The 20,975-nt window shown below is 44.1% G+C and carries 15 protein-coding genes; 2 read left to right on the top strand and 13 right to left on the bottom strand.

The genetic code is table 11. The features are described from left to right. Positions 1 to 75: 75 nt before the first annotated feature. The 8 genes from AC1DP6_RS23060 to AC1DP6_RS23025 form a co-directional block, all read right to left on the bottom strand. The gene (locus AC1DP6_RS23060; protein ID WP_477021719.1) at positions 76 to 879 is read right to left on the bottom strand and encodes an anti-sigma factor; all 804 of its coding nucleotides are present in this window, start codon (positions 877 to 879) and stop codon (positions 76 to 78) included. 60 nt (positions 880 to 939) lie between these two features. Next, the gene (locus AC1DP6_RS23055) at positions 940 to 1,488 is read right to left on the bottom strand and encodes an RNA polymerase sigma factor (protein WP_441572347.1); all 549 of its coding nucleotides are present in this window, start codon (positions 1,486 to 1,488) and stop codon (positions 940 to 942) included. 204 nt (positions 1,489 to 1,692) lie between these two features. Continuing rightward, the gene (locus tag AC1DP6_RS23050; protein ID WP_477056936.1) at positions 1,693 to 2,556 is read right to left on the bottom strand and encodes an anti-sigma factor domain-containing protein; all 864 of its coding nucleotides are present in this window, start codon (positions 2,554 to 2,556) and stop codon (positions 1,693 to 1,695) included. A 66-nt stretch (positions 2,557 to 2,622) separates the two neighbouring features. Next, positions 2,623 to 3,096: an RNA polymerase sigma factor gene (locus AC1DP6_RS23045; protein ID WP_441572349.1), complete on the bottom strand. Its 474-nt coding sequence runs from the start codon at positions 3,094 to 3,096 to the stop codon at positions 2,623 to 2,625. A 149-nt stretch (positions 3,097 to 3,245) separates the two neighbouring features. Further along, complete coding sequence (gene def, locus AC1DP6_RS23040; protein ID WP_477056935.1) at positions 3,246 to 3,824, bottom strand: peptide deformylase; 579 nt, start codon at positions 3,822 to 3,824, stop codon at positions 3,246 to 3,248. Positions 3,825 to 3,918: 94 nt separating this feature from the next. After that, positions 3,919 to 4,332, bottom strand: coding sequence for a Holliday junction resolvase RuvX (gene ruvX, locus AC1DP6_RS23035; protein WP_477056934.1), 414 nt, complete (start codon positions 4,330 to 4,332; stop codon positions 3,919 to 3,921). 62 nt (positions 4,333 to 4,394) lie between these two features. Then, positions 4,395 to 5,261: a UbiA-like polyprenyltransferase gene (locus AC1DP6_RS23030; protein WP_477056933.1), complete on the bottom strand. Its 867-nt coding sequence runs from the start codon at positions 5,259 to 5,261 to the stop codon at positions 4,395 to 4,397. A 93-nt stretch (positions 5,262 to 5,354) separates the two neighbouring features. Beyond that, entirely contained in the window at positions 5,355 to 5,894 is a 540-nt protein-coding gene (locus tag AC1DP6_RS23025) for an RNA methyltransferase (RefSeq protein ID WP_441572353.1), read from the bottom strand. 46 nt (positions 5,895 to 5,940) lie between these two features. On the opposite strand from AC1DP6_RS23025, the gene mutS reads away from it, so the two are divergent. Further along, complete coding sequence (mutS, locus tag AC1DP6_RS23020) at positions 5,941 to 8,550, top strand: DNA mismatch repair protein MutS (protein WP_477056932.1); 2,610 nt, start codon at positions 5,941 to 5,943, stop codon at positions 8,548 to 8,550. A gap of 82 nt (positions 8,551 to 8,632) precedes the next feature. Here mutS and AC1DP6_RS23015 read toward each other — a convergent pair whose 3' ends face one another. The 5 genes from AC1DP6_RS23015 to AC1DP6_RS22995 form a co-directional block, all read right to left on the bottom strand. Beyond that, positions 8,633 to 10,333 carry a SusD/RagB family nutrient-binding outer membrane lipoprotein gene (locus AC1DP6_RS23015; RefSeq protein WP_477056931.1) on the bottom strand — a complete coding sequence of 567 codons (1,701 nt, stop codon included), beginning with the start codon at positions 10,331 to 10,333 and terminating at the stop codon, positions 8,633 to 8,635. A gap of 30 nt (positions 10,334 to 10,363) precedes the next feature. Continuing rightward, complete coding sequence (locus AC1DP6_RS23010; protein ID WP_477056930.1) at positions 10,364 to 13,615, bottom strand: SusC/RagA family TonB-linked outer membrane protein; 3,252 nt, start codon at positions 13,613 to 13,615, stop codon at positions 10,364 to 10,366. Between the two features lie 666 nt (positions 13,616 to 14,281). Continuing rightward, complete coding sequence (locus AC1DP6_RS23005) at positions 14,282 to 15,850, bottom strand: SusD/RagB family nutrient-binding outer membrane lipoprotein (RefSeq protein ID WP_477056929.1); 1,569 nt, start codon at positions 15,848 to 15,850, stop codon at positions 14,282 to 14,284. Between the two features lie 11 nt (positions 15,851 to 15,861). Beyond that, positions 15,862 to 18,972: a SusC/RagA family TonB-linked outer membrane protein gene (locus tag AC1DP6_RS23000; protein ID WP_477056928.1), complete on the bottom strand. Its 3,111-nt coding sequence runs from the start codon at positions 18,970 to 18,972 to the stop codon at positions 15,862 to 15,864. Between the two features lie 214 nt (positions 18,973 to 19,186). After that, positions 19,187 to 20,206, bottom strand: coding sequence for a LacI family DNA-binding transcriptional regulator (locus tag AC1DP6_RS22995; RefSeq protein WP_477056927.1), 1,020 nt, complete (start codon positions 20,204 to 20,206; stop codon positions 19,187 to 19,189). 314 nt (positions 20,207 to 20,520) lie between these two features. Between AC1DP6_RS22995 and AC1DP6_RS22990 the strand changes: the two genes are divergently transcribed. After that, a partial coding sequence (locus tag AC1DP6_RS22990) for a cupin domain-containing protein (protein WP_477056926.1) occupies positions 20,521 to 20,975 on the top strand: 455 nt, incomplete at its 3' end.

Raw genomic sequence — 20,975 nt, 5'->3', positions numbered from 1 at the left:
TATATTTCTATAATATCGCTTAAATCTTCGCTATAATAGCTTTTTGCTTTATGCTTTACGCTTTCAGCTCTTCAATCAACCAGGGATTTTCCCGGCCACGTACATTTGTTCCATAGTTGGAGACAGCGCACCACCTTTTTTCTCCAGGGTAATGGCAAACATTTGTGCTTTGCCGGTTACTTTCATTTTCTGGAGGAGGCTGGCCGTATCACCCATTTCGAACACGCCCATATCAACTGGTTTACCATCTACGATAGCCCAGAGTTGATACTGTTTGTCAGCGGTTGGTTCTGGCAGTTTATTAACTTTCAGATACACCTGCTGGCTTGACGGGTTCCAGAATACGGTGGCTAATGCTTCAGGGAACGCTTTGGTACCTGGCATCGGCACTTTCAATACTTTAGGATCCTGGATAATTTCCATAGATTCCTGCATTTGTTCTAGACGGGTTTTGTAAAGATTGCTCTTTGACAAAATGGAGTTCTGAGATACGAGTAAAGACTGATATTTGTCTTTGTACTCTCTGAATTCTTTGTACCGGTTAAAGAACACATAGTTTAGGACTAGACTGCCGATCAGCAGCACGGCGGCGGCGGTGGCAATCCATTTCCAGGATAGGCTTTTAGTTTCTTGCATGGACACTACTTTTGGTTGTTGCAGTTCTTGATCGGGTACAGGCTCACCCTCCTGCAAATTGGGTTCATTATTGATTTTAGAGAATAAACTTGTTTTGATATCCGGTTCCGGATCTATCCCCTGCATCTCGATATATGCCTCCATACTGCGGCGGTAGGCTTCTACCTGTGCTGCCACAGCCGGATATTGTGCCATAGCGGCTTCCAGCTCGCGTACCTCTTCTTCGGTAGCTATGCCTGCCATATAAAGCTCAATAATTCCGGACGATATGAAGTGTTGTGAGTCCACTATTGTTATAAAAATTTACTTGTTTAAAATATTTCTTAATTGAATGATTGCATTGCGCATTCTTGTTTTCACTGTACCCAAAGGGATCTCCAATACCCGGGAGATTTCCTCCTGAGTACAGCCTTTATAATATGCTAAATCTATAAGGGTACGCTGTTCTTTGGTTAGCTTTTCCAGGATCCGGGAAAAACCTATGTAGTCGGTAGATGGATGAACGGATAATGGTCCGTTGACTGAATGTACGGCATCTGTTATATTTTGGATTTTTTGTTCCAGCTTATGAGATTTGGAGCGGAGAATATCTATGGCAGTATTACGTGCAATATTCAGCATCCAGGTAAAAAGACGTCCTTTTTCCTCATCGTAGCGATCGAGATGACGCCAGATTTTGAGAAATACCTCCTGTAACACGTCCCCTGCAGAACTGTTATCGTTCAGCACTTTTACGATCACACCATATAAAGCCGGCGAATAGTGATCATATAAATAACTAAAAACCTTCTGGTCACGGGCTCTTAGGCCTTGTACCAGTTCAGCTTCTGTATATGTAGGAGCGTATTCCAAAACAGATTGGATATAATTTTATGGGTGTTTTAATATTGAAACTGAGTGCTGCACATGACATAACGGGACTTCATCTTCATGACTTCAGCTTTCAAGGATATCTTTCAATAGTTATTGTACTTGTGTCTTAATTAACGGGGCTTATTATCTAAGCAATATAATGATTTCTAGTCGTAAACAGATTCTTAAATAATCACTCGTTTTTTATTTGGCTATTTTGGCAGACATGCATACCTGGTCCATGGATGGCTCCAGACTGCCGCCTTTTCTTTCCAATGTAACTGCAAAACCCTGGGCTACGGCAATGGCTTTCATTTGTTGCAATTGCTGGGATACGTTGGCGCCTGTATCAAAAACGCCTGCATCTATCAGCTTTTTATTCACGATGGCCCATAACTGAAACTGCTTACCTGAAGGAGGCAGGGGCATGAGTTGTGCCTGCAGGTAAACGGCTTGTGTACGTGCATTCCAGCCAACGGAAATGGACTTACCCGCAAATTCGCCACCACCTTGCATCCTGGTCCATTTAAAATCAGGATTAGTGAGTGGATCCGGATCTTTGGGAAGAGGATTTGTTTCTTTTAAACTTGTAAGTGCCTGGTGTTCTTTATCTGCCTCCAGTTTTTCTTTGGTGGCTATTAATGATTTATAACGGCTTTTATAGTCGGTGGATTTCTGGAAGAAAAAGAAATTCATGATCACACTGCCCAGTAACAGAATTACAATGGCGGCGGTGGCATATTTCCAGATGCGGTCAGAAGAGTTTTTTGCGGCGGGCAGCTTTTTCACTGGTGTTTCCTTCGCTAATACCTGTTTGCCGTTCTTTTTTGCGGGAGTAGTGGCTGAAAGGGATGCGCGTAGTTCTTCAGGCAGGCGGTCGTTGCCTTCCTGCGTATTTTCCTGACGAATAATTTCTGTCAGGCGCTCCTTAATTCCAGCGGGTGGCGGAACAGCGTATAGTTGTACAAACCTTTCTTTGTCCAGTTGCAGCGAATCCACTGCAGCTTTTACATCAGGGTATTGTAGTACGACCGTTTCCACCTCATTCTGCTCCGTTTCCGGTAACATACCGAATACGTAGCTTTCAAGAATTCCGGATGATATGTAGCGTTGTACATCCACTATTTTGTAAAGTTACAATTGTTTTAAGAGTGTTCTCAATTGTATAATAGCATTGCGCATACGCGTTTTCACGGTACCCAATGGTATTTCAAGGGACCTGGCTATTTCTTCCTGGGTATGTCCCTTGAAATAAGCCATGTCTATAATAATGCGTTGATCTTTTTGCAGGCGTTCAATCACTTTGGTGAGGCCGAGATGGTCTACCGACAGATGCACCGCCAGTTGCGGTTCATACATCAGTGAGACACTGTTTACATCTTGTACCCGTTGTTCCAGTTTGTGATTTTTTGAGCGAAGACTGTCGATTGCTGTATTGCGCGTAATATTCAACATCCAAGTGAACAAACGTCCTTTTGAGGCATCGTAACGATCAATATTGCGCCAGATTTTTACAAAGACTTCCTGTAAAACATCTCCTGCTGCGGCTTCTTCTCCTACTACTTTGAGGGCTACACCATAGAGTGCCGGTGAGTAATGGTCATACAAATAAGTAAATATTTTCTCATCCCTGGCCAAAAGGCCCTGAATCAATTCAACTTCAGTGTATGTTAAGGTCGCTCCCAAGTTTGAGGATATGGATGTTATACTTTACGATACCAAAATAACAGGTTTTCTTTACATTACAAAATTATTTCCTATTTAGGGAAGCTCATTTTGTAATCTACCCGGATTTTGCCTTTTGTGATGTCATCCAGTTTACTCTTCAGCATCCTGCGCTTTAATGGCTTCAGGTGATCGATAAATAAAACCCCGTCTATATGATCGTATTCGTGCAGGATTACCCGGGCGGTAACACCTGTGAATGTTCTTTCATGTGGTGTAAAATTTTCGTCTACGTAGCTCAAGGTAACGGTTTCTGCGCGGTTTACATCTTCCCGTACTTTAGGAATGCTCAGGCAGCCTTCGTTATACGCCCAGTCTTTTCCTCCTGTTTCCACGATATGTGCATTGATAAATACACCTTTCGCGCCGGTATCGCCGGGATAGTCGTTTTTCTCTTCTTCTTCCAGGTTATGAATAATCTGTTCGCTATCAATTACAAACAGGCGAATGGCTTTATTTACCTGCGGAGCCGCAATGCCCACGCCATTTGAACCATACATGGTATCCCACATATTGGCAATTAATTCTTTCAGGTTAGGATACTCTGGTGTGATATCTTCCGCTACTTTCCTTAAAACCGGGTGCCCGTAAGCTACTATTGGCAAAATCATGTTCAAATACTTGGTTTAATCCGCAAAGATAGACATTTTAGAATTCTGTCTGGTGCCGGGATTGCCTGATGATGGTTGTTATATTTATTTTTTACTATATTTTATTCCGAAGATACTCCTGCAATATAATAGTAGCACTGATTTCGTCCACCAGGGCTTTATTCTGGCGGTCTTTTTTCTTCAGACCGCTGTCAATCATTGTCTGGAATGCCATTTTTGACGTAAACCGCTCATCTACTTTCACTATCGGAATATCAGGGAAGTTCTTTTTAAGGATCCTGATACACTCTATTACCAGTGGCGTAGCATGGGTAGCATTGCCATCCAGGTTTTTAGGTTCGCCGATGACAATCGTTTCCACGGGTTCAGCAGCCAGGTATTTTTTGAGAAAAGGGATCAGTTCATGCGTAGCAACGGTGGTAAGCCCACTGGCAATCAACTGCAAGGGATCTGTTACGGCCAGTCCGGTTCTTTTTTTTCCGTAATCTATTGCCATTAAACGGGCCATGAATGAGCTTTTAGATGTTAGCTTTTAGTAAATGCGGTGCAGATATAAGCGATCCGCCGGTTTTATATAAAAATGAGCATATCCGCGATGGCAAATACGGCAAATACCACGCTGGCAATACCATTGGTGGTCATAAACATAATATTGACTTTACTGAGATCATCCGGTTTCACCAGCAGATGTTGCGATACCAGCATCACTACAAATACGGCAGCACCTATCCAGAACAACCAGTGAAAATGGCCGGTTAACCCGATAGTCACCACCAACGCTGCCGCCACCACATGTAATAATTCCGAAAAACGCAGCGCTCCGGAAAGCCCCAGCCAGGCCGGAATGGAGTTCAATTGCTGTGACTTATCAAAGTCTTCATCCTGCAGGGAGTAGATAATATCGAAACCTGACACCCAGCACAGTACCAGGAAAGATACCAGTACCGGTAACAGGGCAAATTCGCCCGTTACAGCCAGGTAAGCACCTATTGGCGCCAACGATAGCCCAACACCCAATACCAGGTGACACAGGGCTGTAAAACGCTTGGTATAGCTATATCCCAGTACCACCAGTAAAGCTACCGGTGATAAGAAAAAGCAGACACGGTTAATAAACCAGGTAGTTACAATAAATAAAACAACATTGGCAATAATAAAGAACAGGGCATTTTTGGGAGAAATGATACCTGCCGGTATCTCTCTTTTCGCCGTGCGTGGGTTGAGCTTATCAATATCCACATCCAGCCAGCGATTGAATGCCATGGCGGCGCTGCGCGCAAACACCATACATAATATCACCAGGCCAAATGTAGCCCAGCTAAAGCTGCCACCACCTTTGGTTGTAGCCATGAAAAAGCCGGTGAGGGCAAAAGGCATGGCAAAGATGGTATGACTGAACTTTACCAGCGACAAGTATTTGTTAACCGTAGAAATCATACTAGCTTTAGGTTTTAGCTATTAGCTTTTAGTGTTAAACTGCTAATAGCCGCTTATTAATAATAATAATTACTGCTTTCTGATAACTAAAAGCTAACGGCTAATAGCTAACAGTTTTACAAAGATATCCCAAACCACAATACCCGTCGTCACCGAAATATTCAAAGAATGTTTCATACCCAACTGAGGAATTTCGATACAGCCGTCCACTATTTTCATCACTTCGCCGTCTACCCCGCTCACTTCATTGCCAAAAACCAGTGCCAGTGGCTGATCTGCCGGAGGCTGGAAACTATCCAGCATATGACTGTTCACCGCCTGTTCTATGGCCATCACTTTGTAACCAGCCGCTTTCAGCTCTTCTACCGCATTCACTGTAGTATCAAAATACTGCCATTCCACCGTTTCAGTGGCACCCAGCGCTGTTTTGTTGATATCCCGGTGCGGAGGTACCGGCGTATATCCGCAAAGAATGATGCCTTGCACCAAAAAAGCATCTGCAGTACGGAATACGGAGCCCACATTGTGCATGCTGCGTATATTATCGAGTACCAGTACGATAGGCGTTTTATCGGCCGCCTTGAACTCAGCCACCGTTTTACGGCCCAGTTCATCCATGCTTAATTTTCTCATCACCTGCAAAGATAATAGGATGGGATGAGTTTTATATATTTGCGCCATGGCAAAAAGTAAAACGGAAGAAACACCGCTCATGCAACAACATAAAGCCATCAAGGATAAATACCCTGATGCCGTACTGTTATTCCGTGTTGGCGATTTTTATGAAACGTTTAATGAGGATGCAGTTATAGCCGCTCGGGTACTGGGCATCGTATTAACCAAGAGAGCCAATGGCTCCGCTTCTTATGTAGACCTGGCAGGATTTCCACACCATTCGTTAGATACTTATCTGCATAAACTGGTAAAAGCCGGCTACCGGGTAGCCGTATGCGATCAGCTGGAAGATCCCAAAACAGTTAAAGGCATTGTGAAACGTGGTGTTACCGAAATGGTGACTCCCGGGGTAGCGATCAATGATAAGCTCCTGGAAAATTCCAGCAACAACTTCCTGGCGGCGGTACATTTTGGAACAGATACCACCGGCGTGTCTTTCCTGGACATTTCTACCGGCGAATTTTTTATCGCAGAAGGCAGTATAGAATATGTGGATAAACTCCTGCAGAGCTTCCGCCCCGCAGAAGTACTATTCGCTAAACAGCAGCAGAAACATTTTAAAGCTACTTTCGGCACCCGCTTCTATACCTACACCATGGATGAGTGGATCTTTACCACCACCTATGCAGAAGAAATACTGCTCAAACATTTTGAAACACATTCCCTGAAAGGTTATGGTGTAGAAGGACTGCCAGCCGCTATCATCGCTGCCGGCGCCACTCTCCACTACCTGAAAGATACCGAACACCCCCACCTCCAGCATATTACCCGCATGCAGCGCATCAGCCAGGAAGACTTCCTCTGGATGGACCGCTTCACGGTGCGTAACCTGGAACTGCTGAACAGCAGTGTGGAAAATGGCCATACCCTGTTGAAAGTACTGGATAACACCGTAACGCCCATGGGCGCCCGGTTACTCAAACGCTGGATGGTATTCCCGCTCCGCGATATCAAAGGAATCAACGAAAGACTGGATACCGTAGAATACTTCATCAAAGAAACAGATCTTTCCAAATCACTGGTACATCACCTGAAACAAACCGGCGACCTGGAGAGACTGGTATCCAAAATACCCCTGCGGAAAATAAATCCACGCGAAGTGATGCAGTTAGCCCGCTCCCTGCAACAGGTGCAGGCAGTACAGGCACTCCTGGCTGACAGCAGCAGCGACTACCTGAAACGCCTGAACGAAAAACTGGATCCCTGCACTCCCCTGCTGGACCGTATTCTCAATGAAATCATGGAGAACCCGCCAGTACTGGTGAACAAAGGCGGCTGTATCAAAGAAGGTGTGAATGCTGAACTGGACGAACTACGCAACATCGCCAACAAAGGCAAAGACTACCTCCTGCAAATACAACAAAAAGAATCAGAAGCTACCGGCATCCCTTCCCTGAAAATAGCCTTCAACAATGTTTTTGGCTACTACCTGGAAGTAACCAACACGCATAAAAACAAAGTACCGGATCGCTGGATGCGTAAACAAACGCTCGCCAACGCCGAACGATATATTACCCCCGAACTGAAAGAATACGAGGAAAAGATTGTAGGGGCAGAAGATAAAATACAGGTGCTCGAAAGCAGGCTGTTTGAAGAACTCGTCCTGGCCCTGCAGGCATTTATTCAACCGGTACAGGAAGATGCGCAGGTATTTGCCCGCATCGACTGCCTCTTGTGCTTTGCACAAAATGCAGTACAATACAAATACCGCCGCCCCAATATCACCGATGGTTTTGACCTGCTGATCAAAGAAGGACGGCACCCGGTAATAGAAAGAGGACTGCCTGCCGGTGAAACGTATGTAGCCAACGACCTGCAGTTAGATAAAGAAAACCAGCAGATCATTATCCTTACCGGTCCCAACATGAGTGGTAAATCCGCCCTGCTACGACAAACAGCCCTCATCACCCTGATGGCACATATGGGCAGTTTTGTACCAGCTACCAGCGCAGACATTGGCCTGACGGATAAAATATTTACCCGCGTAGGCGCTTCTGATAACCTGAGTGGGGGAGAATCTACTTTCATGGTGGAAATGAACGAAACCGCCAGCATCATCAACAGTATCACCGCGCGCAGCCTGGTGATACTCGATGAAATAGGCCGTGGTACCAGCACTTACGATGGTATTTCCATTGCCTGGAGCATTGTGGAATACCTCCACGATATGACGGAGCATCGCCCTAAAACACTGTTTGCTACCCACTATCATGAGTTGAATGAACTGGAAAATAAACATGGCCGGGTGAAGAACTTCCATATCACCAATATGGAATCCGGCAATAAAATCATTTTCCTGCGTAAACTGGCGCCGGGTGGAAGCCGCCACAGCTTTGGTATTCACGTGGCCCGCATGGCAGGGATGCCGCCGGAGCTGATTAACCGTGCCAACGAAGTATTGGCGAACCTGGAAGAAAAACATATTGACGCGCCTTTACAGAAAAATGTAAAACAACTCAATACGCCTTCGCAGAAATTACAGTTGAATATATTTGATGCGCATAGTGATACTTTCAAGGAAATTCGTGAAAAATTGGAAACAGTGGACATTAATCGGTTAACACCAGTAGAGGCCTTGCTGAAGCTCAGTGAGATTAAGAATATGATCGGATAACATCTTTCAGATAATTACAATAAAAAAAGCGTCCCGGAAAATCCGGGACGCTTTTTTTATTGTCTTAACTTATGTGACTATACTATTTCTTATCCCACCAAACACGGCCGGTATATGCATTTACATCATTACCATACTCACCGGTTTTCTGCATATCAGAAATGGCATTTCTCCAGTTCGTCATATTATCAATCGTACCTGGTTGTGGCAATGCCCAACGACGCGGTACCTCCACATTCTGTCCCAAAGAGATGAATGGCTCAAAAGGAAGAATACCTCCAACTTTAGGAACATCAGCTCTTTTCCAGGCACCCCATGCTTCCCATGGAGATTTGTAGTGGTTCAGGAAGTTCTGAATGTTGATTTTCTCCAGTAACACATTTGTGGAACCGGTGAAAGCTACAGCAGGCATACTGATATATGCTTGCACAGCAGTAGGATCCAATGATACATAATCCTGGATCGCTGCCAGTGAACCCATTTTATCATATGCACTCACCGAAGCTGCGATACCTTTTTCGTACCAGGTTTTCGCGTCCTCACCAATCATGCCTCGTACCGAAAGTTCGGATAACATAAAGCACATTTCTGCATAAGTCAGAATTGGTTGTGTGTATTTACCGGCTCCGTTGCCTTCCTGATTCAGGTCGAACAAACGTCTCTGTATGTTAGATACTGTATCGTAGTTTTTTTCAACGGTAGTGCCACCAAAATTAAGTTTATATGTTTTTTTGGCAAACAGCGGGGTATACGCTGCATTAGTACGCTTGTCAGGGCTTGCAGGTAATCCCACATAACGTACGCCATCATAGGTAGCACCAGCAGGTAAAGCTCCACCAGCTTTCAAACTGTCGAAAGCTGCTTTGGTATAACTATTCTTTTCGAAGAACAGCCCCAGGCGTGGATCTTTGTTAGCATTCATGTAGTCTACCATATTCTTTGCCGCTACAATCGGACTGTTAGCCATAGACCAGTTACCACCGCGGGCAAAGTTGGATTCTGCGGAAACAAATTTCCATTCATCATCCAGTCCTGTAAACAGGCCGGCAGCACTTGCCAGCACCTCTTTAGCAATAGGACCTACTTTGTCTGGCGCTCTTTTTATCTGACGCATCGCCAGTTTCAGGCGTAAAACGTTACCCGCTTTGGCCCAATTGGCTGCATTACCGTTATAAAAAATATCACCTGCACCGTAACTCACCTCATTCGGTGATTTCTGCAACAGCGTAGCCAGGGCTGCTTTCAACTCCCCATCCCAAGTGGTAAACAGGGCTTCCTGCGTATCGTATACTGGTGTAAAGGTACCATTGTACCGTGCGCCCCATGCCTGTGTATAAGGAATACTACCATTGGCATCTGATACGCGCCAGGCGGAATACACTTTTATGATTTTGGCAATGGCCACCAGTTCAGCATACTTTGCTTTCTGATCTTCCGGCATTTTGCCCACCATATCTTCAATATCCACCAGGTTACGGCCAATATTGTTATATAATGCAAAATAGAAATTGTTGGTATTGGTTGGATTAAACAATCCCCCAACAGAAGAGGTAGGCGCAGCTGTTACAAACTGCATCCATTGCATCTGATATTGATAGGAATCGTAGAACCAGTCGAAATCACGATCCACAATGCTCTTTACAGATTGTGTAATCAGCAGTTCCGGCGAGGTGTTATCACTGATATTAGGACTTTTATTAAGATCTTCGAAACCTTTAGTACAGGAGCCCAGCATCATACCAGCAAGCACCGCTCCTATCCCCCATTTATTAACAGCTTTCATTTTAATATTTTTTGTTGTTAAACAGCATGATTAGAATCCTACTTGTATAGTTGCTCCCATATTACGGATGAAAGGAACCGCACCATATTCAGAGAATGCAGAGGTCGCGTTATTACGTACTGCTTCAGGATTGATGTGATCAGGCAGGTTATTGAACAGGTAACCCAGGTTACGGCCTACCAGTGATACACGGAGGCTGTTCAATTTCCAGCGTTGTATCATCTGAGTTGGCAGAGAGTACCCGATGGAAACCTCACGCAATGCTACATAAGAAGCATCGAATACGGAAGTCTCACGGATACCGATACCCCAGTCGCCCTGCATGCTATAATATTGATATGGCGTAATCGGAGTAACATAACCTTTGGCATATGCATCCTGATAACTCATTCCATCCAATTGAATACTCTGACCGTCTTTAGTAATGGAAGTTCCTTTCTGGAATACACCATCCGGAATCATACCGTCATCACGTTTAACACCAGAAGCATCTGTATAGGTGATACCGCCATGTGCGGCATCGCGACCAAATTCTGTATTGGCAGTAGTACCACGACCCGTGCCATATTGATGGGAAGCAGAGAAGAAGTCACCACCGATACGGGCCTGTACCAGTACGCCCAATGTCCAGTTTTTATATGTAAAAGTATTAGACAGCCCCAGGTTAAAGTCCGGCATGATGTTACCTACAACCGCATTTCCGCGAACAAATTTGTAAGGCTGATCAGAACCATTCAGTGCTATCAGCGCTTTACCATTTGCGTCACGGGTAAAACCGTAGTCAGTTACCAAGTCACCATAAGAACCACCAACGATCGCCATAGCTCTTACGCCCTGGTCTTCGTTCAACTGGAATTGGGTTATACCCGGTGCGAGTGAAACGATTTTATTTTTATTACGGCTACCATTTAAGTTTACTTCCCATGTGAAGTTTTTGTGTTGAATTGCGGTAGCGTTGATAGCTACTTCAATACCTCTGTTCACCATACTACCTGCATTAATCAAGCGGGAGGTAACACCGGTTTCAGCTGTTGTACCCAGGTTGATGATCTGATTGGTAACATTGGTACGATACCAGGCAAAATCCAACCCAATACGGTTATTGGCAAAACGTATATTGGTACCTAATTCTATCGTGTTAGCGAGAGATGGTCTAAGGAACATGTTAGGTAAAACATCTCCCTTGTATATATTAATCAGCGGCAGATTACTTCCGGTAGAAGCGCCTCTGAAATAATCTGACGTATAATAACCGGTATTAATGGAGTACGGATCTGTATCTCCACCTACACTGGCAAATGACGCACGGAGTTTACCATAACTGATCCACGCAGGCATCTGGTCTTTCAATGTTTGGGTAAATTCCCAGGCGCCACTCACGGATGGGTAGAAGTAAGAATTAGAGGTCTTTCCATTACTTTTCTTTTGATAAGTCAATGCAGAAGACCAGTCATTACGTCCGGTAACATCCAGGAACAGTTCATTGTTGTAGCTGATGCTGGCTGCAAAGAATAGGGAGTTAATACGTTTACGCAACAACGGATCATTACTCACCCTTGCAGCGTTTATGCTATTACTGATATCGTACAGGAATGGCATACGTAAGCCACCATCCGTATAGTTGTTGTATTGTTTACCAATACCACTGTTCCAGGCTTCCGCACCCAGGGTTAAATTACCATCAAACTTCTTACCCAGCTTTGGCGTAATCATTGCCAAACCGGTAAATGTGTATTGTGATTTATTTACTCCTGCCTGTGAATAATAGCCATCACTACCCGAGAAATTGGTGTTTGTACCAGCTTCTTTACGTTCGTCGGCACTTTGTTCGTTACTGAAGTTACCTTTCAATATAAATTTCAGCCAGTCTGTAGTGGTAGCAGTCAGCGCAAAGTTACCCATGAGCAATGTTTCTTTTCTGGTCCAGCTGTTATATGCATTCTGGAAGAAGTAATCAGCACCGGGATGCGTAGCTAAATCAGCACGACCTCCATTAGGAGCAATAAAGTTTTTCTCCTGTCCCCAATAGCTTGGATCATAGTTACGAGGAAAAACATATACCCATTTACGACCAATGTTATAACCGGTATAGTCTCCACCCTGACGATCAGGATTCAATGTTTTACTGGTAGAGTAAGTCATACCAACGTCTGCTGTCAGTACTTTGGATATTACAGAAGATCCACGGAAAGCAAAACTGTTTCTGCCAAAACTATTGTTGGGAGATACACTGTTATTGTCGAGGTGAGAGTAAGACAAACGGAAAGTTCCTTTGTCGCTACCACCTTCCATCGCCACATTTGTATTGAAGTACTTACCTGTCTGGTAAAGCTCTTTCACATTATCCGGACGTGCCACAAACTTAGCTTTAGAGCCATCCAGTAGTGTTACCTCACGACCATCCATTTTAGGGCCAAAGCTAAAGCCACCGGCAGTATTGTCGTAGGTACCATCAAGGCCCTGGCCATAGCTATTCTGCATAGCAATAGGTGAACGGTATACTTTTTCCATCTGGGCGGTCTGGCTAACGTTAACACCTATACCTTTTCTTTGGATTCCCTTTTTAGTGGTGATCAGAATGGCGCCGTTGATAGCACGGGAACCATACAAAGCAGTAGCGGCAGCACCTTTCAACACAGATACGGATTCATAATCGTCCGGATTGAAGTTCTTCAGTACGTTGCCAAAGTTTACATCATTGGCAGATACATCATTTTCAAAAATTACTCCGTCAATAATGAAAATAGGTTGGTCTTTACCTGTTAAGGATTTAGCGCCACGCAATACAATTCGTGGGGCAGCCTGTGGGCCACCTGCAGCAGAGGAGATATCCACACCAGCTACTTTACCCTGCAGCGCAGCTACCGGGTTGATGGAATTGGTTTTAGCCACATCTGCACCTTTTAACTCAGTCACCGCGTAACCAAGTTTACGCGCTTCGCGTTTAATACCGAGTGCGGTAACCACCACTTCGTTCAGATTCTTGTTGTCTTCTTTTAATACAATGTTTACAGTAGACTGTCCATTAACAGCTACTTCCTGGTTGATAAATCCGATATAGGAAAAAACGAGTGTAGCAGTAGGTGCTACCTGGATTTTGAATGTTCCATCGGCGCCTGTGGTAGCACCGTTGGAGGCGTTTTTCTCTTTTACAGTTACGCCTGGCAAAGGCGTTCCTTGTGCATCTTTTACGGCTCCCGTAAAAGTTTTCTTATCCTGCGCCCACGCAGTGATACAGCAGCATAAGAAAAGCAACGTGGTGAGAAGAAGTGATCTTCGCATAGCTTCCTTTTGGTTTAGTGAATTATAACAAGTGAATCAGACACATAAGCAAAAGACACGGAGGTTCCGCTATCATAGTTACCTGCATTGCACAGGTATCCTTATGATAAATACGTGATTTCCGTCCTTAAATAAAAAATGGAATTACTCCATTGGCATTAATTGTTATTTTGACATCTTATTAGTGGTAAAACGTTTTAGCATGCTACCTTAAAAAAAAACTGGTGTATCTCTTCACTTTTCTTTTTCACACCAAGTTTATCATACCCGTCAGAATAATGGTTTCAAACTTAGGGATAATTATGAGAAGTGCAAAAAAGATTTAACAATTTTTTTATTTTCAGTTAACAGCTCGTTAAGAAAGAGAAAATACTATTCTTAGCTATTAAAATAGCATCACAATCTGTGGTAAGTCGCACTGTTAAAAATGCCTTAAAATAAACGTAACGAATACATTTATCGGATCGATTCCGTATGAACAAATACGAAACCTTCAGCCTAAATAACCTGACGAAAACAGCAAATACACCCCTACATCTCTTATCTGTAAAGGATTTACGTCTAATCCCAGTATAAAGAAGTGGCTATCTCCCAAATGAGATAGCCACCTTTTTATTATTAATAACTAAAAATGTTTTTGATTTTAAATGCGCTCAATAGCATTTTTTATGGCTTATCCCACCATACCGGCGTCATAAAAACATCTGGTCCCTGAACCGCATTTGCTGCTTCTATATTCGTTCTGTTCACATCATAATCACTACGTGGGTAACGTAATCTCCGCGGAATTTGCCCGTTGGTTTCATTGTTTTTATAATTCACAGGCGTGAGTACCGGATAACCGCTGCGACGCCAGTTAGCATACGCTTCATACTCATTCAGGAAGGTAGTGATGTAATATTGGGTGTTGATCGCTTCCAGTTTAGCCGCCAAACTACCGGATGCCACGGCTAAAGATTGTGCAGTAGCATAAGCCGTTGCCGTCACATCATTATATACTATACTGCTGGAATATAAACCCCATTGCCAGATACCGGATTTCACACCGCTGATAAAAAAGGGTACCGGGTCACCTGCAATCCAGCCCCTGGCTGCTGCTTCTGCCTTCATCAACTGTACTTCTGAATAGGTGATGAAGATATTGGGAGAATTGGGCTGCGCAATAATTTGCTTAGGCTGCGAATAGTGCGCGATGTTCGCATCTCCTGTAGAACCAATACCATACACCGGATCAGAGGAATTATCATACCCGTTGGGCAACCCTTTCTGATTGGCTGGGGTATCATCTCCACCCGGTGTAGAATCTGCTTTCGGCAATTCGGAGATAATCCTTAGCCGGGGATCTCCTTTCGTTTTGAGCATATTCACAAAGAACCTGGACAGTTTAATCCCCTGGTTCGCTTTACCTGTTTCTGCCCTGCTATTAGGATAAGTACCTATTACGTGACTGTTGGGGTTATCATAATCACCTGGTGCATGCTGAATGTAAAACGCATCTTCATTAGCAGTGAATACCCCACCAGCAATGGCTTTCTGCACCCATTGCCTGGCTGCGGTGGGATCTGTTTTCTTAGATAACCGCATGCCGATACGCAGCATAACAGAATAAGCCAGCTTTTTCCATTGTGATGCGGTTCCACCATAACCGGAGATATCACCGGCTACGTTACTGTTCACATCTATTGCTGCTGCCGCCTGTTCCAGCTCCATTGCCAACCCGGTATAAATAGCGTCCTGGTGGTCGTATTGTGGTAAAAACACAAGGTCCGGATAAGCTCTGTCAGCCTGAGAGTAGGGCACATCTCCGTAAAGATCCGTGAGCCTTTGCAATACAATCACCCGCGCAATTTTCGCAATGGCATTGTAGTTTTTCTGTACAGCATCATTGGCCGTTTGATTCATCAGCGTTGCCAGGATCTTGGTGGCATTCGGATAAAAAGAATTAAAGGCCGCACCGGAATAATCATCGTTGTACAGGTATTTATCTCCCACATAAGTTAAACTCAGGGAAGAAGTATGCTGTACCATAGGGCCACAATAAATAAGATTGGCGCGCCATGCTTCATATTCTCCACCGGAAGTAAATAATAATCCCCTGGTGAGTAAAATGCTCGGGGCTATAATAGGCGCTGCTGTAGGATCTGTATTTATTTGCTCAAAATTTTTGGTACATCCGCTCCATGCCAGCGTACCTGCCATGAGCAGTAACAGTAGTTTATATATTGACTTAGCCATAATCAGTTGATTTAAAATTTCACATTCAGATTTAATCCAAAGCTCCTGGTCTGCGGATAGCCCATTAACTCAGCACCCTGACCAGCACCGTTGCTGTAAGTAGATTCAGGATCTACGTTAGGGATATCTTTGTAAATGATCCACAGGTTGCGGGCTACAAAAGAAAGTGAAGCACCGGTAAAAGGTGATTTACTCATAATGCGTGCAGGCAGACTGTAAGTCAGGATAATCTGACGGAGCTTTATAAAGCTGCCATCGTAAATAAATGGCTCAGCAATATTGAATGCAATATTTTGATAATAGTCCTGTGCAGGAATAACTTTATCCACATATTTGGTAGGATCGGCCGCATCCTGCGCTTTCACGGTTACCCCTCCGCTACGTCCTTCCAATGTATTTTTCTGCAAACCAAAATAGGTAGCGTAGTCGTTGGTACCGGAATATATTTTATTTCCCCAGCGGGCATCCACCAGTATACCGAGCGAGAAATCCCTGTAGGTAAAGTTGTTATTAAAGCCCAGTGTATAAGGCGCCACACCGGTTCCAAAAATGGTGTAGTCACCCTGCAGCGGTTTACCGGCACTGTTGAAGAGAATATTACCCTGCGCATCTCTCCTGAACTTATATCCTTCTATTACACCAAAAGGCTGTCCGGGCACCTGTTGTATGGTTGCGTTAAAAGTACGTACATCTGATACTTTCAATGCTTTCAGCCCGGCTGCGAGTTGTATGACCTCACTTTTGTTGTAAGCGAAGTTAGGGGTGATATCCCAGGTAAAATTTTTAGTGCGTATAGCCGTAGCAGTTATCATTACTTCTACCCCTTTATTACTCACTTTACCCACATTGATGAATGCGGTATTAAAACCGGAAGCATTGGAGATGGTAGTTTGTACAATATCATCTTTGGTAGTACGGGTATAATAAGAGAAGTCTATATTCAGTCTGTTGTCGAACATCCGCGTTTCGAAACCGGCTTCAAAGCTGGTGTTAACATATGGTTTCAGGATGGGATTTGCTACAGCATAAGTACCATCCTGCGCTTTTTTCACATCGGCCACAGGGTAGCTGGTAGTGCCCAGTGATAGTGGATTTTGCACATTGTAAGACAATCTCAAACGGTAAGGATCCGTATCTCCACCCACCTGTGCCCAGGAAGTCCTGATTTTAGCGTAGTTAATCCATTTGGGCATCGTTACTGCATCAGACAATACAAAGCTTAATCCTGCGGAAGGATAGAAGATGCTGTTGCTATTGAGCGGCAATGTGGAAAACCAATCGTTACGACCCGTTAAAGTCAGGTACAGATAGCTTTTGAAGGCCAATTCCGCTGATGCATATACGGAGTTGATCTTCTTTTCAAAGATATCGTTAGTGACTGTTTTTGTTTGCAGATTAGTTTGGTCGTAGAAGAAAGGAATATTGAAAGTATTACCGGTGAGGTACAGTTTATCATTTTTGTTGTGCATCACGTTGGCTCCTACAAAAGCGGTGAGGCGCCAGTCGTCATTAAATTGTTTATCTACCCCCAGCATTACATCGGCATTCAGTTCATAAAAGGTTTGTCGTGTCTGATCGTTGATCTGGCCACCCACATTATAGGCTGTACCGGTTGGCGTAATGGCAAAGTTGCTTCTGTTGTACATATCCGCTCCTATGCGTCCTTTGGCATACAACCATGGGAGGATGTCGTAGCGCAGTTCTGCGGAGTTAATGAATCTGTCTTTTTTATCATTCTGTTCAAAATCATATACGGAAAACCAGGGATTGGTGATATACTGATTTGCATTCCAGTAACGCTCGAAGCCATCTGGGCCCAGTTTACTATCCTTGAGTGTTTGTACAGCCAGACTGGTAGGCAGCATATACAAAGAGAAGTTGGCGTTACCCGGGGAGTCCGATACACGGGGGCGGTTATAGGTACGTTCCCGGATGTACTTGGAATATACATTCAGCGTTAACTTCTTTCCCAGCAGCGCTGATACATTCAGGGAGAGGTTATCTCTTCTGATGCCGGAGTTAGGCAGAATGGCTTCGTTCTTCATATCCGTGGCACCAAAGCGATAATTAATTTTATCGGTACCACCACTCATACCGATGGAATTGGTAAAAGTATATCCGCTTTTATAGAATTTCTTGAAATTATCTTTTACCGCACTATAAGGATGCATTTTGCCATCGAACTGGATCACGGGAGATCCATCGAGTTTGGCACCCCAGCTCATCAGGCCAGTAGAAGTGGCTTCTGCCTGTGTTTGTGGTTTCAGCCCGTTGGTACCCATTCCATAGTCGTATTGCCAGTCGAGGTTATTCACAATAGGCTTGTCGATGGTAATGTTACTGCTGAATTCCACGCCTACGCCTTTTCGTTTGGCGCCGCTTTTAGTGGTGATGAGTATCACGCCGTTGGATGCACGTGAACCGTACAAAGCAGCGGCAGTCCCCCCTTTCAGTACAGACATAGTGGCAATATCATCCGGGTTGATGCTGGAAATACCATCGCCGGCATCAGTGCCGCCGTACTCATTGGCTTGCCCCAGGTTATCATTATTGATAGGAATCCCATCTACCACAATGAGAGGTTGGTTATTTCTGTTTTTATCAATGGAGGTATTTCCTCTCAGGATAATGCGGCTGGATCCTGCAGGGCCGGTGGCCGTGGAGGTAACATTCAAGCCGGCCACTTTACCGGAGAGAGTGTTAGCGATATTGGTAGACCGGGCTTGTGTAAGCTCATCTCCTTTTATTTCAGATACCGCGTATCCCAGGGCTTTCTTTTCCTTGCGGATGCCGAGTGCGGTTACCACTACTTCGCTGAGATTTTTCTCATCCGTTTTCAGGACAACATTGAGGGGACTGTTATTCGCGGGTACTTCCTGCGTAAGATAGCCAAGGTAACGAAAGACCAGTGTACTTCCCGCTGCCACTGTGATGGAAAAGTTACCATCGCCCGAAGTAACGGTGCCTTTCGAAGTTCCTTTCACCAGGATATTTACACCAGTCAGCGGCTGGCCACCTGTGTCAGTTACTTTACCGGTAATAGCCTGTTGCGCCCATGCAGCAGGGGTGGCCAACAGGAATAACACGGCCAGTAAAATAAGGTTAATAGATTTCCGGATCATGCTTAAATGAATAAAGTGAAGAATAGAATTAATGCCATAGCGAGGGAAAACAGGAAATAGAAAGATGGATCGATCATTCTACATGGTCATTTGGTAGTTAGATTGTTTTGGTAATAATATTATTAACACCGTGAAGTAAAAAAGTGTTGCCGGTCAGACATAAAAAAACGCCGGCGTGATGCCAGCGTTTAGAATAAAATATAAAAAGAGATGATTACGTGAGTGAAGAAGATTCTCTGATGATCAGTTCCGGTGCCAGTACAATTTGTTGTGGAGAGGCTGAAGGATGATTCAATTCATTCATCAGTACTTCTACAATATGTTTGCCGATGGCGCCTATGGGTTGTGATACGCAGGTGATAGACGGGCTGTGGAGACGGAAAAGATCATGGTCATCAAATCCTATCAGGCCTATTTCCTTACCTATCTTCCATCCCAGAGAGCGGATACTTTCGATACCGGAAATACCCAGGTAGTTGGTAGCAAAGAAAACGGCGTCGAGATCTTTCACCGAAGTCAGGAATTTTTTTATTTCATTGTTAAAGCTTTCCCTGTCCAGGTCAAATGGCAGGCGTTTCACCAATGATTTATTAAAAGGAATTTTATTGTCTTTGAGTGCGGCTGTAAATCCATCCAGGCGGTCTTTCATTTGTGTTTGCTCGGAGGCGATAGTAACGATGGCAATTTTTTTATAGCCTTGTTTCACCAGGTGAGCAGTAGCATCGTAAGCGCCTTTGAAGTTGTCGAGTACTACATAATGACTGCTTACATGCGGGAAGTAGCGGTCCATGAGTACGATTGGCTTGGCAGCTGTTTGCAACAGTTCTATTTCCTTGTCCAGGTTTTTGGTGGGTGTGATGATGTAACCATCTACCTGCCTGTATTTGAGCACTTCCAGTAAGCCTTTTGCTTTCTCTGTATTATCTTCTGTGCTGCCGTAGAGTACTTTGTAGCCGTACTTGTCGGCCTCGTCTTCCACTACTTTGGCCAGTGAGGCAAAGAAGTTGTTGGCGATATCTTCCACAATGAGACCGATTGTTTTTGTTTTTCCTGTGCGCAGGCCACGGGCAAGCTGGTTAGGCTTATACTTCAGCCGGGTAGCAATTTTCTGTATTTTTTTGCTCACCTGTTCACTGATTCTTTTCTCCTTTGCTTTTCCGTTGAGTACAAAAGATACCGTTGTAGGAGATACACCGGCTTGTTTTGCAATATCTTTAATAGAGATCCCTTTCATAGAAAAAAATGCTACATCGATTTAGCCTGACGTAATTTACAAAATGAACTTGGAAATTACGTTGTTGTACTAATTATTCCAAGGAAGTACTGAAAACTTATTCAAAGCGACCATGTCAGTTTTCTATCACATAAATTGGTTATTTTGGGGAGAATGATATTTTTTTAACCACTTTTTATTAATTTGGCATCATTCATAGGACGATCTCAATACTGCTCACCTGCACACATAAGGTTCCACTTGGTGGGAATAATGGTTATGGTAATAAAGTATAGGACTGCCACAGTAATATAGTAGCTTAAATTAATACATGAATGAAACCCATCCTTATTAAAGTTGGGGCTTTTGCCGATAACCAGATCACCATTATAGAGAGAAGTGATCCTTATTTTAATACACCTTTCCACTTCCATCCGGAATGTGAATTGGTATATGTTACGGAAAGCCACGGGAAGAGAATAGTGGGGGATAGCATCGAAAGCTTTGAAGAAGGCGACATGGTGTTTCTTGGACCGCATATACCACATGTGTGGTATAATGAAGAAGAATATTATAAGGGAGATGACAACCTGAAAGCCAGGTCTGTAGTGATCTATTTCCCTAAAGATATTTTCGGCGAGAAATTTTATGGATTGCCGGAAACAAAGGCGCTCAGTGAGCTTTTCCATCGTGCCCAGCGGGGTATGAAAATTACCGGTGCCACCCATGAGCAGCTGAAGCCGGAAATACTGGCGCTGCCCAGGAAAGAAGGGCTGGACAGGATTATTTC

It is taken from the genome of Chitinophaga sp. 01L420, from assembly GCF_056399985.1.
Note: the sequence above shows the minus strand (reverse complement) of the source record. Positions and strands in the feature narration are given on the sequence as shown.

Coding starts and splice junctions, on each gene's coding strand:
- AC1DP6_RS23060 (WP_477021719.1), bottom strand. CDS start 879: ATGGCAGGCATAGCTACCGAAGAAGAGGTACGCGAGCTGGAAGCCGCT.
- mutS (WP_477056932.1), top strand. CDS start 5,941: ATGGCAAAAAGTAAAACGGAAGAAACACCGCTCATGCAACAACATAAA.
- AC1DP6_RS23000 (WP_477056928.1), bottom strand. CDS start 18,972: ATGATCCGGAAATCTATTAACCTTATTTTACTGGCCGTGTTATTCCTG.
- AC1DP6_RS23050 (WP_477056936.1), bottom strand. CDS start 2,556: ATGTTACCGGAAACGGAGCAGAATGAGGTGGAAACGGTCGTACTACAA.
- AC1DP6_RS23010 (WP_477056930.1), bottom strand. CDS start 13,615: ATGCGAAGATCACTTCTTCTCACCACGTTGCTTTTCTTATGCTGCTGT.
- AC1DP6_RS23030 (WP_477056933.1), bottom strand. CDS start 5,261: ATGATTTCTACGGTTAACAAATACTTGTCGCTGGTAAAGTTCAGTCAT.
- def (WP_477056935.1), bottom strand. CDS start 3,824: ATGATTTTGCCAATAGTAGCTTACGGGCACCCGGTTTTAAGGAAAGTA.
- AC1DP6_RS23005 (WP_477056929.1), bottom strand. CDS start 15,850: ATGGCTAAGTCAATATATAAACTACTGTTACTGCTCATGGCAGGTACG.
- ruvX (WP_477056934.1), bottom strand. CDS start 4,332: ATGGCCCGTTTAATGGCAATAGATTACGGAAAAAAAAGAACCGGACTG.
- AC1DP6_RS22995 (WP_477056927.1), bottom strand. CDS start 20,206: ATGAAAGGGATCTCTATTAAAGATATTGCAAAACAAGCCGGTGTATCT.
- AC1DP6_RS23015 (WP_477056931.1), bottom strand. CDS start 10,333: ATGAAAGCTGTTAATAAATGGGGGATAGGAGCGGTGCTTGCTGGTATG.
- AC1DP6_RS23025 (WP_441572353.1), bottom strand. CDS start 5,894: ATGAGAAAATTAAGCATGGATGAACTGGGCCGTAAAACGGTGGCTGAG.